The 15,867-nt window shown below is 73.9% G+C and carries 14 protein-coding genes; 8 read left to right on the top strand and 6 right to left on the bottom strand.

From position 1 onward, the window contains the following. Positions 1 to 61 precede the first annotated feature (61 nt). Positions 62 to 607: a GNAT family N-acetyltransferase gene (locus tag ACZ6Y7_RS27730; protein ID WP_465760659.1), complete on the top strand. Its 546-nt coding sequence runs from the start codon at positions 62 to 64 to the stop codon at positions 605 to 607. On the opposite strand, the gene ACZ6Y7_RS27735 is transcribed toward ACZ6Y7_RS27730, so the two are convergent. Beyond that, entirely contained in the window at positions 604 to 1,425 is an 822-nt protein-coding gene (locus tag ACZ6Y7_RS27735; protein ID WP_465760660.1) for a helix-turn-helix domain-containing protein, read from the bottom strand. The two genes, ACZ6Y7_RS27730 and ACZ6Y7_RS27735, sit on opposite strands and share 4 nt — an antisense overlap. A 274-nt stretch (positions 1,426 to 1,699) precedes the next feature. On the opposite strand from ACZ6Y7_RS27735, the gene ACZ6Y7_RS27740 reads away from it, so the two are divergent. Beyond that, complete coding sequence (locus tag ACZ6Y7_RS27740) at positions 1,700 to 2,551, top strand: alpha/beta fold hydrolase (RefSeq protein ID WP_465760661.1); 852 nt, start codon at positions 1,700 to 1,702, stop codon at positions 2,549 to 2,551. A 37-nt stretch (positions 2,552 to 2,588) separates the two neighbouring features. Here ACZ6Y7_RS27740 and ACZ6Y7_RS27745 read toward each other — a convergent pair whose 3' ends face one another. Beyond that, complete coding sequence (locus ACZ6Y7_RS27745; RefSeq protein WP_465760662.1) at positions 2,589 to 3,986, bottom strand: alpha/beta fold hydrolase; 1,398 nt, start codon at positions 3,984 to 3,986, stop codon at positions 2,589 to 2,591. A gap of 244 nt (positions 3,987 to 4,230) precedes the next feature. On the opposite strand from ACZ6Y7_RS27745, the gene ACZ6Y7_RS27750 reads away from it, so the two are divergent. Both ACZ6Y7_RS27750 and ACZ6Y7_RS27755 read left to right on the top strand, forming a co-directional pair. Further along, the gene (locus ACZ6Y7_RS27750; RefSeq protein ID WP_465760663.1) at positions 4,231 to 4,890 is read left to right on the top strand and encodes a hypothetical protein; all 660 of its coding nucleotides are present in this window, start codon (positions 4,231 to 4,233) and stop codon (positions 4,888 to 4,890) included. A gap of 126 nt (positions 4,891 to 5,016) precedes the next feature. Continuing rightward, the gene (locus ACZ6Y7_RS27755) at positions 5,017 to 5,667 is read left to right on the top strand and encodes a GNAT family N-acetyltransferase (RefSeq protein WP_465760664.1); all 651 of its coding nucleotides are present in this window, start codon (positions 5,017 to 5,019) and stop codon (positions 5,665 to 5,667) included. A gap of 19 nt (positions 5,668 to 5,686) precedes the next feature. On the opposite strand, the gene ACZ6Y7_RS27760 is transcribed toward ACZ6Y7_RS27755, so the two are convergent. The 3 genes from ACZ6Y7_RS27760 to ACZ6Y7_RS27770 form a co-directional block, all read right to left on the bottom strand. Continuing rightward, a complete protein-coding gene (locus ACZ6Y7_RS27760) occupies positions 5,687 to 6,409 on the bottom strand; it encodes an HAD family hydrolase (RefSeq protein WP_465760665.1) in 723 nt (240 codons plus the stop codon). A gap of 137 nt (positions 6,410 to 6,546) precedes the next feature. Next, positions 6,547 to 6,792, bottom strand: a complete 246-nt coding sequence (locus ACZ6Y7_RS27765; RefSeq protein ID WP_465760800.1) for a hypothetical protein — start codon at positions 6,790 to 6,792, stop codon at positions 6,547 to 6,549. 7 nt (positions 6,793 to 6,799) lie between these two features. After that, positions 6,800 to 10,780 (bottom strand): polymorphic toxin-type HINT domain-containing protein, encoded by a 3,981-nt coding sequence (locus tag ACZ6Y7_RS27770; protein ID WP_465760666.1) that lies wholly within the window; start codon positions 10,778 to 10,780, stop codon positions 6,800 to 6,802. 433 nt (positions 10,781 to 11,213) lie between these two features. Between ACZ6Y7_RS27770 and ACZ6Y7_RS27775 the strand changes: the two genes are divergently transcribed. The 3 genes from ACZ6Y7_RS27775 to ACZ6Y7_RS27785 all read left to right on the top strand — a co-directional run bounded on the left by ACZ6Y7_RS27775 (position 11,214) and on the right by ACZ6Y7_RS27785 (position 13,911). Then, complete coding sequence (locus tag ACZ6Y7_RS27775; protein ID WP_465760667.1) at positions 11,214 to 11,705, top strand: hypothetical protein; 492 nt, start codon at positions 11,214 to 11,216, stop codon at positions 11,703 to 11,705. Positions 11,706 to 11,767: 62 nt separating this feature from the next. Further along, entirely contained in the window at positions 11,768 to 12,256 is a 489-nt protein-coding gene (locus ACZ6Y7_RS27780; RefSeq protein ID WP_465760668.1) for a hypothetical protein, read from the top strand. 44 nt (positions 12,257 to 12,300) lie between these two features. Then, positions 12,301 to 13,911 (top strand): trypsin-like serine protease, encoded by a 1,611-nt coding sequence (locus ACZ6Y7_RS27785; RefSeq protein ID WP_465760669.1) that lies wholly within the window; start codon positions 12,301 to 12,303, stop codon positions 13,909 to 13,911. 130 nt (positions 13,912 to 14,041) lie between these two features. On the opposite strand, the gene ACZ6Y7_RS27790 is transcribed toward ACZ6Y7_RS27785, so the two are convergent. Beyond that, entirely contained in the window at positions 14,042 to 14,425 is a 384-nt protein-coding gene (locus ACZ6Y7_RS27790) for an ArsR/SmtB family transcription factor (protein WP_465760670.1), read from the bottom strand. A gap of 122 nt (positions 14,426 to 14,547) precedes the next feature. Between ACZ6Y7_RS27790 and ACZ6Y7_RS27795 the strand changes: the two genes are divergently transcribed. Next, a complete protein-coding gene (locus ACZ6Y7_RS27795; protein WP_465760671.1) occupies positions 14,548 to 15,813 on the top strand; it encodes an MFS transporter in 1,266 nt (421 codons plus the stop codon). Positions 15,814 to 15,867: the final 54 nt, after the last annotated feature.

Raw genomic sequence — 15,867 nt, forward strand, 5'->3', positions numbered from 1 at the left:
CACTCCCCGGGCGGCGAAAAGCGGTGGGCAGGGCCCTGAGCGGGTGAGTAGCGTCGCCCGCGTGACCCCGACGCCCCCGACGCCCCCGGCCCCGGTGCTGCGCACCGGGCGCCTGGTCCTGGACGCCTACCTCCCCGCGGACGAGGAGGACTTCGTGGCGCTGTTCCAGGACGTGCGGGTGTCCCGGTGGATGGGGGACGGCCCCGCGTCCGAGGAGGACGACCGCGCCCTGTTCGGGCGGATCTTCACGAAGGTCTACGCCCGGCGGCTGTTCGACGTGTGGGCGGTGCGCCGGGACGGCCGGCTGATCGGGCACGCCGAGATCAAGCCGACCGACACGGTGCGGGGCCACGAGATCGTCTACGCCCTGGCCCCCGCGGCGTGGGGCTCGGGCCTGGGCACGGAGGTGGCGCGGGCGCTGGTGGCGTACGGCTTCGGGACCCTCGCCCTGGCCGAGGTGCACGCCACCGTGGCCGGGGACAACGGTGCCTCGCTGGCCCTGCTGGCCGGGCTCGGCTTCGCGCACGTGCGCGACCTCACCGAGGACGACGGCAGCACCACCCGCGTGCTGACCCTGCGCCGCGGCGCGGCCGTCCAGGCACGTTAGCCGCGCTCCGGCCCGCTGCCGCCGGCCGTCACGGCCCCACCCGCCGTCACGGACAACCCGTCGACCGTCACGGACCCGCCCGCCGTCACGGACCCGCCCGCCGTCACGGGCTTGGTGTGCAGGACCGCGCGGGCCTGTTCGGCGGCGCGCACGATGCTCTCGCTGATGAAGTCGAGGAAGCGGGCGACGTTCTCCAGGCGGTGGGCGGCGGGGGTGTCGGGGCCGAGGACGGCGGCGCCCTGGCGGGCGGTGGCGACGAGCTGGTCGTTGGCGCGGGCGCTGGCGATGGTGGCCTGGAAGAACAGCTCGTCGTCGACGATGTAGCGGTCGCGGCGGCGTTCGTCGCGTTCGCGGCGCACCAGGCTCTGGCTCTCCAGGAAGGCGATCGCCTTGGAGACGGAGGCGGGGCTGACCTGCAGGCGCCGGGCGAGTTCGGAGGCGGTGAGGCTGCCCGCGTCGGTGACGAACAGGCAGGTCAGCACCCGGGCGGTCATCCTGGACAGGCCCGAGCCCATGAGCACGGTGGTGAGCGTCTCCTCGTAGTCGGCGACGGCCGCGTCGTCGCGCCCGTGCGCGCCGGGGGCCGGCTGCGGGCCGCGGGGGGCGGCGGGCCGCGGGCGGCGGTGGGCGCGGCGCTCGGTGGCGCGGTGGGCGAGGTCGGCGCGGTAGGCGGTGGGGCCGCCGTTGCGCATGACCTCGCGGGTGACGGTCGAGGTCGGGCGCTCCAGGCGCCGGGCGATCTCGGCGTAGGGGAGGCTGTCGGCCAGTCCCAGCGCGATCTGCTGGCGGTCCTGCTGGGTGAGTCGGCCTCCCGGCATCGCGGTCTCCTCGGTGCTGCTGCCTGGTGGTTGGGGTGGCGGTCCTGGCGGTCCGTGGCCCCACCCTAGCGTTCACCTTCTGGCCATTGCAATGAACAAGTCTATTGCCATTGCGTTACCGCCAGGGCCGTTGCAACACTTTCCGGCATCTCACCTGCAATTATTGGCATTTGACGCAACGAACGCATTGCCGACTTCCGGAAAGCAACGTAGCGTTTCCGTTGTCAGAAAGACCGTGCCGGGCAACTCCGGCCCCTCGGAAAGGCACTCCGCCATGAGCACCGCGTCCAACCCCGCGTCCAACCCCGCGCCCCACTCCGCACCCCACCCCGCGCCCGCCCCCTGGACCGGGATGCTGCCCGTCGACGACACCGCCCTCGCCGTCACCGACACCGGCGGCCACGGCATCCCCGTGGTCTACCTCAACGGCCAGTTCGCCACCCAGGGCTACTGGCGGCGCGTCATCGCCGAACTCGGCGACGGCTACCGGCACATCACCTACGACGAGCGCGCCCGCGGCCGCAGGTCCGCCCGCTCCGCCGACTACTCCTTCGAGGCCTGCGTGCGCGACGTCGACGCCGTCCTCGCCGCCCGGGGCGTCCAGCGGGCCCTGGTCGTCGGCTGGTCCTACGGCGCGTACCTCGCCGCGCACTGGGCCTCCCGCAACCCCGGGCGCGCCCTCGGCGCGGTCCTGGTCGACGGCGCCATGCCCTACGACTGGCTGGACGAGGCCATGGAGCAGCGCATCCGCAAGCAGTTCCGCCAGTGGAGCTGGTTCCTGCCGCTGCTGCGCCCCACCGGCATCACCCCGCGGATGAACGCCGAGGAGCTGGCCGCGTGCAACATCGAGCTCGGGAGGATCAGCGGGGAGCGCGAACTGGCCCCGGTCCTGGACGCGCTGGCGGTGCCGACCCGCTACGTGCTCGCCTCCGGGACCTCGCTCGGCAGCCGCGGCGACGAGCAGGAGCGCATCCGCACGGCCGTCACCGGCGTCACCGCGCGCAATCCGCACATCGTGATCAGCGCGAAGGTGACCAGCAACCACGGCGCGATCCTGCGCAAGGACTTCCGCGCCGTCGCCGCCGCCGTCCGCGAGGTCACCCCCGCCGCGACCACCGCGCCCTGACGGCCCGGCGGCGGCGCCACTCCAGCAGGAAGGCGTGCTACTCCAGCAGGAAGTCGTACACGGCCTGCCGTCCGGCCGGGTTCGCCGCCCGGTTCTGCACCGAGTGCGCCGCCCCGGGCACGATCACGATCCGCGGGTCGTGCGCCAGCTCGGCCGTCCGGTAGAGCCACTCGTACGGGGTGCTCAGGTCCCGGTCGCCGCCGAGCAGCAGGACCGGCACGTCGGGCAGCTCGCGGTGGGCCGGCGGCGCGGGCGGCACCGGCAGGCGGGGCCAGTCGAGGCAGACCAGCAGGGTGCCGAGCCCGGTGGCGGTCGCGGCGTCGTAGGGCCAGGTCTGTTCGGGGGTCAGCTGCCGGCGGGTGCGTTCCAGGGCGGCCGCGCGCCCGGCGACGGGGGTGTCGGCGGTGCCCCAGGGGAAGCGCGAGTCGGCGCACACGGTGGCGGAGTGCAGCCCCTGGCTGAGCTCCTCGGCGGAGGCGGCGTCGACCTCCCGGTGGACGAGGTCGAAGAATTCCCGGAGCCGGGCCGGCCGCCCGGCGGCGGCCTCGTGCAGGATGTCCGGGACCCCGCCGTAGTCGGGGTCGACGAACTCGTAGCCGGTGAGCGCGCTCAGGATCTGCGCGCCGTTGCCGTACCGCCGCACGGTGGTGGCGAGGTCGGCGGCCGGGTCGGTGGTGCAGCCGGTGGCCCGGCAGGCGGCGCGCAGGATCCGGGCGGTGGCGGGCAGCGCGGCCAGGTCGAGGGGGTCGAAACCCTGGGGCGGCGCCACCGAGTCGAGCACCAGCCGGGCCACGTGCGACGGGTGGGCGAACGCGTAGCGCTCGGCGACGGCGGTGCCGTACGAGACGCCGTCCAGGGTCAGCCGGCGCGCGCCGAGGGCCTGGCGCAGCAGGTCGATGTCGGCGACGGTGTCCGCGGTGCTGTAGAAGCGGGCGTTCGGGCCGAGGGCGGCGGCGCAGTCGGCGACGGACCGCCTGCGGGGGACGGCGAGGTCGGAGGAGCCCATGTCCTCCTGCAGCCCGGGGCACTGGAGGGCGTGGCGGCCGGTGCCGCGCTGGTCGTACATGACCAGGCGGTAGTCCTTGAGGACGGGCGTCAGCCTGCTCGCGATCTGCCGGATCGCGGGGACGCCGGGCTGTCCGGGGCCGCCGGTGAGGAACAGCAGGTCGCCCTTGGGGGCGTCGGCGTTGCCGGTCATCGCCACGTCGAGGGCGAGGGTGCCGGGCTGGGCGCCGGTGTGGTCGAGCGGGACGGTGAGGGTCGCGCAGGTGAACTCGGGTGCGGCCGGGCACGGTGCCGTCCCGGTGAGCCGGCCGCCTCGGGCCGGCTCGGGCGCGGCGGTGGCGGCGGATGCCGCGGCGGTGGCGGTGGGGGTGGCGAGGAGGACCGCGACGGCGCCCAGCAGGGCGGCGATGCGGCCGCGTGTGCTCGTCAAGTCTCGTCCTTCCGCTCGCGCGTGGACGGCCGCAGGGTGGCGGACCGCTCCGTCCTCCTACGGTCACACAGCAGCGCTGCCGTGTCAGGACGTTGACGCCGTGTCCGGTGTCCGCGGCGGGTTCGGGACGGGGCCCGGAGCCCGGGATGCCCGGGAGGCTCGTCGCCACCGCCCCCGAGCGGGGGTGCGGCATCTGATATCACTGTCGGACCGCAACCGATGCTGTACGAACGGAGCCCCGACGGTGGACCCCGAGCCCCCCGGCCGCGCCGACCGGGCGCTGCCCGCGCCGCGGCCGGCGGACGAACTGCTCACCGCCTGCTACCTGGTGGCCGTGCCCGCTCCGGTGGCCGGCTCCGGGCTGCCGCGCGCCGAGCGCCTGACCACCGCCTCCTGCTGCCTGATCGACCACCTCCCGCAGGACGGCGAGCGCTTCGCCACCGCCGAGGACGCCCTGGCCGCCTGCGCGCCGCTGCGGCTCCCGGACGGGGCACGGCTGCTCGCGCTCGAACTGCCCGCCGGGCAGGCCGCCGCCCTGGCCGCCGCGATCCACGCGGCCGGCGCCCACGAGCCCGCGCTGCTGCCCCACCTGGAACGCACCGGCCCCGCCCCGGGACGGCCGCGGGGCGGGCGGGCGATCGGCTGGGAGGTCCTCGGCTACGACGGGGGCGCGCTGTGCAGCTGGCTGTGCCACGACCTGTACCGGGACGCGGTGCGCGAACTCGCCGTGGCCACCGACCGGCACGGCCTGCTGCCGGACGCCGCCACCGCCCGCCGCGTCGCCGCCTGGGCGGGCGAACGCGGCGACACCGCCCCCGCGCTGTGGTTCCCCGCCCGCCTGGTCCTGTGGGACACCCCCGTCGGCCGCTTCCCCGATGGCCGCTCCCCCGACGGGCGGGGCTGAGCGGCCCGGGACGGCGGCCCCGGTGCGCGGACGGCGGCCAGGGTGCGCGGACGGTGGGAAACCCGTTGCGCGGACGGCGGGGAAACCCGGGTGCGCGCGCCTACGCGGCCCCGGCACACTGGCCCGGTGCTCACCGACCACTGGCCCCTGGCCGGGCTGCGCGTGACCTCGCCGCGCCTGGAACTGCGGCTGCCCACCGGGGACGAACTCGCCGAGGTGGTCGGCCTCGCCGCGCGCGGCGTCCACCGGCCCGAGGAGCGGCCCTTCCTCACCCCGTGGGGGGAGCTGCCGCCCGCCGAACGCGCCCGGCACGTGTTGCAGTCGCACTGGCGGAGCCTGGGCAGCTGGACGCCGCGGGACTGGTCGCTGAGCCTGGCGGCCTTCCACGAGGGCCGCGCGGTGGGCGTCCAGACGGTGCGGGCCGAGGAGTTCGGGGTGCGCCGCGAGTTCTCCTCCGGGTCCTGGATCGGCCTGGAGCACCAGGGCCGGGGCCTGGGCACCGAGATGCGCGCCGCGATGCTCCACCTGCTCTTCGACGGCCTCGGCGCGCACGTCGCGACCTCGCTGTCGTTCACCGACAACCACGCCTCGCTCGCCGTCTCCCGCACGCTCGGCTACCGCGAGGACGGCATCGAGCGCGACGTGCTGGACGGGCGGGTCGTGGAGTCCCGGCGGCTGCGCCTGTCGCGCGAGGACTGGCAGCGGCACGCGCGGATCCCGGTGGGCGTCACCGGCCTGACGGACGCCTGCCGCGCGATGGTCGGCCTCACCGGCTGACCGGCCGGCCGGTGGGTGTTCAGCAGCCGTCCAGGGCGGCGGGCAGGTCGGCCAGGGTGTGCAGGACGCGCACCCCGTCCTCGGCCGGGGCGAGCGAGGCGGCGCGGTCGAGCCAGAAGGCGTGCAGGCCCGCGTCGCGGGCGCCGAGCGCGTCCAGGTCGTACTTGTCGCCGACGTAGGCGACCTCGTGCGGGGCCAGGCCCAGGCGCGCGCAGCCGGCCCGGAAGATGCCGGGGGCGGGCTTGGCCTCGCCGTGCTCGTCGGAGCAGAGCAGCACCGTGTCGTCGAAGTACCCGAGCAGGCCGACGGCTTCGAGCTTGGCGCGCTGGTGGCCGAACGAGGAGTTGGAGACGATCCCCAGCCGGCGCCCGGGCGCGAGGGCGGCCAGCACCGGCGCGGCGTCCTCGAACGCCGTCCGGGCCCGGTCGCGGTGCGCGCCGTACCCGGCGAACCACCGCCCCGCCTCCTCGTCCGGCATCCGCCCGGCGCCGTCCTCCCCCAGGCGCCCCAGGAACCGCCGTACCCGCTCACGCTGCTGCCCGGTGAAGGTCAGCTCCCCGGCGAGGAACCGCGCGTAGCTCTCCTCCATCACCTCCCGCCACAGCGCCACCGCCGCGCCGGGCGACTCGAAGCGCCCCAGCAGCCCCCGCTCCCCCAGGTGGGCGAGGATCCCGGCCTCCTCCGACCCCGAGTAGTCGAACAGCGTGTCGTCGACGTCGAAGAGCACACCCCTGACCGGCACCGTCGCCTCCCTTTCCCGCCGCGGCGAACCGTACGGACGGTATGCAATCACCGGCGCCAGCTTTCGTTGACCGCCCCGGCCCCCTTTATACGAAGGGGACTCCCACACGGGAGCCCCCTTCTGGTTACGTCACTGGGTCAGCACGCGTCGGGCCCCGATTCGGGGCCAATGTAGATCTCTACTCCGTCGGCATCCCAAGCCCGGGTGTACCCGCCGCTTGGGGCGGATACGACGAAGCTGTCGGCTTCCATGGAGACCATGCCGTCATCGGCTCCTCCGAACCACTCCACGGTGATGGTCCTACCCGGCTCCAGCTCCCACTCGGCCCCAGTAGGCTCGAAGGCTACCGTCATACACCGGTCCGCGCGGATAGCGAATCGCATCTTCACCTCAGAGATTATCCATGTAGTACTGGAACAGATCTGCCCTCGACCCGGCACTGGGGTTCACCTTTTCCGGGTTATTGGGGAACTTCGCTACTGACTTATCATGGATGTTCTGATAGAAATTCCGCCAGTACTGAGCATCCTTTTTGGTCAGGCCGATCTCTCTCATCTTTGCTATCTGTTCTGGAGTCTTGAGCTTGCCCGCGTCCGAGAGGCTTCGACCACCCCACGCCACGTCGCCAAAATCCCCCCGATTCGGGAATCCCATTCGCTGCCAGATCGCGTCGACTTCCGCACGGCTGGGAACGAACCAGTCACAGGTCGAATTATGAACCAAGATGGGCATCGCCCCTGCGAGCACGTAGTACGTGTGAATGTCGCGGACCGTAAGGTTATACGCGGGAGAAAGGGCACTCCACCGCGCGGCCGAAGACACTGTCGCCATGCCCGCAGAGGCCGTCCTCAGCGTGTCCCCGGGGGCGATTTCCCCTGCATCGACCCAAGCCTTGCGGTTCTGCGCCCAGAACGGGTGGTGGGTGGTGGCTGTGACGCGACCCGCATCACCCGCGCTATCCGTGACAGCAAGGTCGACAAAGTCTCGGTCGTCCGGGGTGTAGATAGTGGCGTCAACCGGCCTGGCTCCGGTTTCACCAGTCTGCGGGTCGGTTGCCAGGACCTGCTCTCCGACCCGTATGCGCTCAATCGCCTTGGCCGTTCCATCGGCCATCAACACGCGGGTACCAGCCGGGAAACTGTTCTTGGTGAGGCAGGTCCCGCGAAACTTGGAGAAGAGCTTCTCCAAGAATTCCATGACTTTCTTGCCGCCCGGGACCTTATCGGCCCATTGCGCGAGCTTGGCGACGGCCGCGGCGTCTCCCGCGAGCGGGATGGCGCTGACGCACGACATGATCGCGTTCTCGACGTCCTTCTGCAGTGCGTAGATACCGCAATTGATCAGCGCTGCCGGTGTGCCGGCGCCGGGGATCATCGAGACGAGGTCGAGCGCGCCGTGAACGATTTCGAGGGCGACGTCCAGCCACCCCGAATCGTCGTCCTTGGCCTGTTTGCGGAGTTCGTCCTCCAGTTGTGCGACGGCCGCCTCTTGCTCTGCCTCGGCTTCCGCGATCGCCTGTGCGTCGGCTGCATCCTGCTCAGCGGCCAGCCTCTGCGCTTCCCGCTCGGCGGCAGCCTTCGCCGTGTACGTCTGGAAGGCATGGATCGCTGCCTGGGCGGCCGTCTGAGCGTCCTGCCCGGCGGCCTCCGCGTCGGCCTTTGCCTGGGCCGCGGCCCGATAGGCGCTGGCCGCAGAGACCTGGGCCGAGTTCGCCGAGCTCTGCGCCTGCTGCGCCGAGTACGCCGCCGATGCCGCCGACTTGCGGGCCGAGGCCTCGGCGGCCGTGGCGGTCTTGGCCGACTCGGCGGCCTTCTGGGCGCTGGCGGCCGCCGCGTCGGCCTTGGTGCGGGCGTCGGCCGCGTAGCCGGCGGCCTGGGTGGCGGCGGTCTGGGCCTGGGTGGCGGCGGTCTTGGCCTCGTCGGAGGCGCCGCGGGCGACGGCCGCGGCCTGGACGGCCTCGGCGGCGCTCTGCTGGGCGTAGGCCGTGACGGCCGACGCCTCGGCGATCATGCGCTGGATCTCGGCCTGGTGGGTCGCCGCCAGCGCGTCCTTGCGCGCGGCGGTGTACTGGCCGGTCTCGACGAACGCGCGCAGGACCTCGGGCGGTCCTTCGAGCGCGACCTGGGCGGCGGCCTTCACCTCGGGCCCGCCGGAGGCGCGCAGCGCGGCGGCCTTGACCTGGTCGTCGGAGAGCTGGGCGACGTAGCGGCCGTTGTTGAGGAAGTCGCGCAGGGCGTCGACGGTGCCGTTGAGCGCGGTGCGGCCGGCTGCCTGGACGGCGGGGCCGCCGTCGTTGACGATCGTGGCGACGCTCACCTGGAAGTCGGGTGCGGCGGCCTGGTACTGACCGGTGTTCAGGAACGTGGTGACCGCGTTCGCGTCGCCCTTGAGCGCGGCGGTGGCCGCGGCGCGGACGGCGGGCAGTTGCGAGCTGATCGCGAGGTTCGAGGCCCGCTCGCGGTTGTCGAGGTCGATCGCCTGGCGCCGCCCGGTACGGATGAAGTCCAGGACCTCGGTGTCGTTTCCGGCGAGTGCGGCGCGCGCGGCGGCGGCCTCCCACGGCCCGGCGATCTTCATCGACAGGACGGCGAGCTTGCGCCCGTCCGTGGCGATCGCCGCGGTGTCGGGGTTGGGCTGGGTGAGCGCGGCGGCCAGGCGGTCGGCCTGGTCCTTGATCTGGCGCAGCTGCTGGACGGCGTCGCCGACCGCGGTCTGCTTGTCGTCGTAGGCGGCCTTGGCGGTGCGGGCCTTCTCCACGTCCGCCGCGGTGCGGGCGGTGCGGTCCTCGTCTTCGGCGCGCTGGGCCAGGTCGTGGACCTGGTTGGCCTTGTCGACGGCGTCCTTGGCGGTCTGCGCGGCGGCGACCGCGGCGTCGGCGTGGGTCTTGGAGGCGGTGGCGGCCTGCTCGGCCTCGCCGGCGTGCTGGGCCGCGTCCCTCGCGGCCTGCGCGGCGTTGCGGGCGTGCGTGGCGGCGGAGTCCGCGAGTGCCTTGGAGGCGGTCGCGGCCTGGGCGGCTTCTCCCGCCAGCGACTTGGCCGCGGTGGCGGCGCGGGTGGCTTCCTGTGCTTGGCGGCGCGTCGCGGCGGCGGCGGCCTTGGCCCGTGCCGACTGGGCGCCGGCCGCGGAGGCGAAGCCGCCGGCCTGGTCGGCCGAGGCGGCGGCGGCCAGCGCGTTGCCGCCCGCGCTGATCGCGGAGTCCGCGACCTGCTGGCTGGCGGTGGCGGCGGCGGTGGCCTCGGTGAGTGCTCCCGAGGCGGCCTGGGCCGCGTTCGCGGCGGTGTCGGCCGCCTGGGCGGCCTGGGTGGCGGCGTCCGCCTTGGAGCGGTCGGAGGCGGCCCCGGCCGCGGCGTTGCGGGCCGCTGTGGCCGCCTGTGCCGCGCCCGCGGCGGCGTACGCCGCCTGGGAGGCCGCGCTGGCCGCGGTGCGGGCCGAGTTGGTGGCGCTGCGGGCGGCCTTCATCGCCGTCTGGGCGGCCTCGGCCGCCCGGCCCGCGGCGTCGGCCGCGCGCAGGGCCGCCGCTCCTGCGGCGTTGGTGTCGTTGCGGGCGGCTTCGGTCTCGGCCGCGGCCTTGGCGGCCGATTCCTTGGCCAGCTGGGAGGCCGCGACCGCCTGCGCGGAGGCCTCCTTGGCCGCCTCGGTCTCCCGCACCGCCTGGGCGGAGGCCTCCTTGGCCTGCTGCGTGAGCTGGGCGATGCTGGTGCGTTCGGCGTCGCGGGCCCGGGCCAGGTGCACGCCGACGGTGAGGAACTCGCGGACGTCGTCGATCGATCCGTTGATCGCCAGGCGCGCGGCGGCCTGGGTGTTGGGGCCGCCCTCGCTGAGGATCTGGACGAGCTTGACCCGGTCGTCGGCGTCCCGCGCGGTGTACTGGCCCTCGTTGAGGAAGGCCTGGACGTCGTCGGTGGTGCCGTTCAGCGCCGCCTTGGCGGCCGCCTGCACTCCGGCGCCCGCGCCGTTCATCAGTGAGGCGGCCTTCAGCTGCTGGTCGGTCTTCAGCGGCTCCTGCCAGCCGGACTCCAGGAAGACCCGCAGGTCGTCAGGCGTGCCGGCGAGCGCCTTGCGCGCCGCTTCCCGGACGCCCGGTCCGCCGAGGGTGAGGATCTGCGCGGCGCTGACCTGGTCGTCCTGGACCTGGGAGAGCAGGCGCTGGCTGTCCAGGAACTTGCGCACGTCGGCGTCGGTGCCGGTCAGCGCGGCCTCGGCCGCGGCCTTGACCGCGGGCCCGCCGTCCCTCCAGTACGCGACCACCCTGGCGCGGTCGGTCAGCGGCACCGGTGCGCCGCCGGTCGCGGGGTCCGCCGCCACCGCGGCGGGCGCCGCACCCAGCAGTCCTGCCATCAGCGCCAGGGGCAAAAGGCGCGCGGCGAGCATTCCGGATATGGAACGCCCGCCCCTCCCTCGCCACCTGGTCCGAAACCTCAACCCATCCACCAGCGACTCCCCTTCTCCAGGTTCTGTTCGGCGCACTTCGGGCCTCGCGAGCATATCCGTACATCAATCACCGACAGAAATGGCGGCGGAAACCGTTCTTGACGGCCCTTGAGGTCGCCAGCAAATTCGGACAAAGACTGACGAAGATCCCACCGGACAGTGCCCTTCCCCACTCCTCGGTCAGTGCACGGACACCGATCGGCGATGCGATTACGGGAATGCCCTAGACTGCGGCCCGTCAAGTCTCCCGAGGAGGCGGGGAAATAGCGGCAACGACCGTTTCGCCCCGGTTCCTGTCACTCATTGGGTCCGTACCCGGAACAGTCCGTTCCGTGGATCGATATGAGGTCAACCACCCCGAGAGGAACGCGAGATGAAGAACGGTATAACCCGCTGGCTGGCCGTCGGTGCCCTCGCGGCCGCCACCACGTTCGGCGCCACCGCGCTCGCCAGCGCCGACACCACGCCGGCGGGCGACAGCGCCACCACGCCACCGCCGGCCGTGGAGGACTTCGCCTACCCCGGCGCCTCCTCGTCCCCGCAGCTCAAGCTCATCCGCGGGGACGGTCACATCATGCTGGCGGACTGCAACACCGTGACCCAGATCCAGCTGTGGAGCGTCTCGGTCCCGAGCCCGAGCGGCGGTCCCGGTGTGTGCTTCCGCGTCACCGGCCCGACGGGGTACCTGGCGCTCGAACTCCCGCAGACCTTCATGATCCAGACCGGTGACAAGGCCGTGCGCGCCGACCTCACGTCCGAGGGTGTCGTGCAGAGCGTCGACGTTGCCAAGAACAGCTACGCCACCGTGGGCCAGGCCACCGGCCAGAAGCCGACCACGCTCGTCGAACTGCGCGTCACCGGCTGATCGAAAGGCCGGCGCACCTGCCCCCGCCGCCCGACCATCCACCGACCGACACGGGATCACCCATGCATCAACGCCTCCGCGGCTGGACGGCGGTCGTCGCCGTCGCCGCCGCCGGTGTCTTCGGCCTGAGCGCGCTCGCCGCGGCCGACACCACACCGCCGCCCGCCGACAACCCCGCCGCGCCGCCACCGGCGGTCGAGGACTTCTCCTACCCCGGCGCATCCGGCATCAGCAAGGTCAAGCTGCTGCGTGGCGACGGCCGTGTCACGCTGGCCGACTGCGCCCGGCCCTCGCAGATCCAGCTGTGGACCCGTACGCCCGGCAACCCCGACAACAAGATCTGTTTCACCGCCACCGCCGCGAGCGGCTTCCTCACCCTCGAGCTGGCCGATGTGTTCGCCGTCCAGACCGCGGGCCGGTCCGTGCGGGTGGGGCTCACCGCCGCCGGCGCCGCCCAGAGCCTGGACCTGTCCAAGGACGACTTCAAGGGCGTGGGCGAGGGACTGGGCCAGGCGCCGACCACGGTGGTCGAACTGCGCATCACCGGCTGACCGCTGACATCTCATTCATCCCGCTGACCAGAAGGACCCCTAGGATGCTTCTCGATTCCCCGTCCCGCTCCCGCCGACGGGCGGCCGTCCTGGCCGCGGCCGCGGCCTGCGGCGCGCTCACCACCTTCTCCGTGCCCCAGGCGGGCGCCGTGGTCGGCGACGCCGCCGCCAACGGCACCTACGCCGCCACGGTCCGTCTGGTGATCGGCGACAACCTGCGCGCCTGCACCGGTGCCCTCGTCGACCGCACCTGGGTGCTCACCGCCGCCTCCTGCTTCTCCGACGACCCCGCCCAGCCGCAGACCCTGGCCGCCGGCGCCCCGAAGTGGAAGACGACCGCCACCATCGGCCGCACCGACCTGACCACCACCGCCGGCGTCCAGAGCGACGTCGTCGAGCTGATACCCCGCCAGGACCGCGACCTGGTCATGGCCCGCCTCGGCGCTCCCGCCGACGGCATCACCCCGGTGACCGTGGCCACCACCGCCCCGAGCTCCGGACAGAGTCTGCGCGTGCCCGGCTACGGCCGCACCAAGGACGAGTGGGCGCCGCTCAAGCTCCACACCGGCACCTTCACCCTCGACACCGTCAGCCCCGCCGGCATCGCCCTCACCGGCACCGGCGGCGCGGCGATCTGCAAGGGCGACACCGGCGCCCCCGCCCTGCGCGAGACGGGCGGCACGAGCGAACTCGTCGCCGTCGCCTCCCGCTCCTGGCAGGGCGGCTGCCTCGGCACCCCCGCCACCGAGACCCGCACGGGCGCCACCGCCGTCCGTGTCGACGACCTCGCCGGCTGGGTGCAGCAGGTGAAGTGGAGTCGCCCGGGCAACCAGCTGTTCACGGTCGGCGGCGACGGAAGGATCTGGACCGCCAAGGGCGGCTACCCCACCGACCAGTGGGGCACGTTCGTCGCCGTCCCCGGCGCCCAGGGCATCAAGCAGGTCACCTCCGTCACCCTCGGCGACACCGTGCGCCTGCTCGCCATCGGCGGCGACGACCGGATCTGGACCACCGACCTCAAGGCCGACGGCACCTGGACACCCTTCGCCCTCGTCCCCAGCAACGGCATCCGCGACATCACCGCGACCGTGATCGGCACCACCATCCGACTGTTCGCGGTCGGCGGCGACGGCAGGATCTGGACCGCGGACAGCCGCGCCGACGGCACCTGGAACGCCTTCGTCGCCGTCCCCGGCGCCCAGGGCATCAAGCAGGTCACCGCCTCCGCCGTCCTCCTCAGCGACAACGTGCGCCTGCTCGCCATCGGCAGCGATGACCGGATCTGGACCACCGACCTCAAGGCCGACGGCACCTGGACACCCTTCGCCCTCGTCCCCAGCAACGGCATCCAGAGCATCACCGCCACCCCCACCGCCGCCGGCGTCCGGATGTTCGCGGTCGGCGGCGACGGCAGGATCTGGACCAGTGAGAGCGGCTACCTCACCAACCAGTGGGGCACGTTCGTCGCCGTCCCCGGCGCCCAGGGCATCAAGCAGGTCACCTCCGTCACCCTCGGCGACACCGTGCGCCTGCTCGCCATCGGCGGCGACGACCGGATCTGGACCACCGACCTCAAGGCCGACGGCACCTGGACACCCTTCACCCTCGTCCCCAGCAACGGCATCCAGAGCATCACCGCCACCCCCACGCACTGACCCGGCACCGTCCGCCGTGCGGGGCCTGCCCCCGCCACGGCGACAGCCCTGCAGCGCGCCGCACCACGACGGGCGGGCCGTACCGGACATCCCGGCTACGGCCCGCCCGTCTCCGTTTCCGGCCGGCGCCTCAGGCGGAAGTCGCGGCCCTGAGGAGGGCGTCGAGAAGGCCGGGGAAGCGGGTGTCGAGGTCGGCGCGGCGCAGGCGCACGAAGCGGTTGCGGCCGGCGACGCGGGTGGTGGTGACGCCGGCTTCGCGCAGGACCCGCATGTGGTGGGAGACGGTCGACTTGTGCAGGTGCTCCAGGCCCAGGCCGCGGGGGTCACAGGAATGTTCGGCGCCGTCGGCGTAGCGCAGCAGCAGGGTCAGGCGTACCTGGTCGCCGAGGGCGTGCAGGACGGTGACGAGGTCGATGTCGGCGGTGGCGGGCTGGGGCAGGTGCTTGTCCCCGCTGTCCGCCGGGCCGGCGGTGCCCGTCGGGCCCGTGGTGCTGCTGGCGCTGGTGCCGCTCATCGCGCTCGGTCTCCGGATCCGCTCGGAAGCAATGTTTGACAATCATCCACCCATCCCCGAGTGTTTGACGAGGCTCAAACTGTTGCATGCCCGTCCAACAATGATTCCCGGGGGGACCGCCCGTGCCCGTACGTCTGCTCCTGCTCGCCCTCGGCACCTTCGCCATGGGCACCGACGCCATAGTCGTCGCCGGCATCCTCGGCCCGGTCTCCGCCGACCTCGGGGTGTCGGTGCCCGCCGCCGGCCAGTCGGTCACCGTCTTCGCCCTCGGCTACGCGCTGCTGGCCCCGGTGCTGGCCGCCCTCACCGCCCGCTGGCCGCGCCGGCGCCTGCTGCTGACCGCGCTCGCGGTGTTCAGCGCCGCCAACGCGCTCAGCGCGCTCGCCCCCACCTACGGCCTGCTGCTGGCCACCCGTGTCCTGGCCGCGGCCGGCGCCGCCCTCTACACGCCTACCGCCAACGCGGTGGCCACCACCCTGGTCGCCCCCGAGCGGCGCGGACGGGCACTGGCGACGGTGCTCGGCGGGATGACGGTGGCCACCGCCCTCGGGGTGCCCCTGGGCACCTGGGTGGGGCGCACCGACTGGCGGGCGACCATGTGGCTGGTGACCGTGCTCGGCCTGGCCGCGCTCACCGGCCTCGCCGCGCTGCTGCGCGACCTGCCCGCCCCCGCCGCCGCCCCCACCCTGCGCTCCCGCCTGGCGCCGCTCGGCCGGCCCCGGGTGCTGGGCGCGGCCGCGACCACGCTGGTGTTCTTCCTCGCCTTCCAGAGCGTCTACATCTACCTGGCCACCGCCGTCAGCGGGGCCACCGGCGGCGACGGCTCCCGGCTGAGCGTGGTCCTGCTGACGACCGGTGTGATGTCGGTGGCCGGCAGCTGGCTGGGCGGGCGCCTGGTGGACCGGGCCGGGGTGCGGCGGGTGCTGGTGGCCGGCTCCGCCGCGGCCGCCCTCGCGTTCGCCGCGCTGCCCTGGCTGGGGCGCAGCATGCCGGGCGCGCTGGTGTACGCGGCGGTGGTGCCGCTGGCGGGATGGGCGGTGTCGGTGGCGCTGCCGCACCGGCTGGCGTCGCTCGATCCGGGCAGCGCGCCGCTGCTGATCTCGCTGAACAGCAGCGCGCTGTACCTGGGGACGGCGGCCGGGGGTGTGGCGGGGTCGGCGGCGATCGCGGTGCTGGGCGGGCGGTGGTTCCCGCTGGCGGCGGCGGTGCTGGCGGTGGTGGCGGGCGTGGTGGCGGCGGCGACCACGCGCGGGGAGCGGCCGCCGGCGCCGGCAGGCGGGCGGGTGCGCACGGCCGGGCCGGTGTCCGGGCCCGGGCCGGTGTCCGCGGCGGGGTCGGTGCCCGCGGCGGGGCCGGTGCCCGTACGGTCCCCCGGCGTACGGCCGTGAGCGCACGAACCGCCCCCGCCCTGGGCCGGTGGCCGGCCACCGGGCCGGGGCCGG

Source organism: Kitasatospora sp. NPDC053308 (assembly GCF_055585785.1).

Bases quoted from the DNA above. Each gene is read 5' to 3' on its own strand.
- ACZ6Y7_RS27775 (WP_465760667.1), top strand. From the start codon at position 11,214: ATGAAGAACGGTATAACCCGCTGGCTGGCCGTCGGTGCCCTCGCGGCC.
- ACZ6Y7_RS27735 (WP_465760660.1), bottom strand. From the start codon at position 1,425: ATGCCGGGAGGCCGACTCACCCAGCAGGACCGCCAGCAGATCGCGCTG.
- ACZ6Y7_RS27785 (WP_465760669.1), top strand. From the start codon at position 12,301: ATGCTTCTCGATTCCCCGTCCCGCTCCCGCCGACGGGCGGCCGTCCTG.
- ACZ6Y7_RS27790 (WP_465760670.1), bottom strand. From the start codon at position 14,425: ATGAGCGGCACCAGCGCCAGCAGCACCACGGGCCCGACGGGCACCGCC.
- ACZ6Y7_RS27740 (WP_465760661.1), top strand. From the start codon at position 1,700: ATGAGCACCGCGTCCAACCCCGCGTCCAACCCCGCGCCCCACTCCGCA.
- ACZ6Y7_RS27765 (WP_465760800.1), bottom strand. From the start codon at position 6,792: ATGCGATTCGCTATCCGCGCGGACCGGTGTATGACGGTAGCCTTCGAG.
- ACZ6Y7_RS27780 (WP_465760668.1), top strand. From the start codon at position 11,768: ATGCATCAACGCCTCCGCGGCTGGACGGCGGTCGTCGCCGTCGCCGCC.
- ACZ6Y7_RS27770 (WP_465760666.1), bottom strand. From the start codon at position 10,780: ATGCTCGCCGCGCGCCTTTTGCCCCTGGCGCTGATGGCAGGACTGCTG.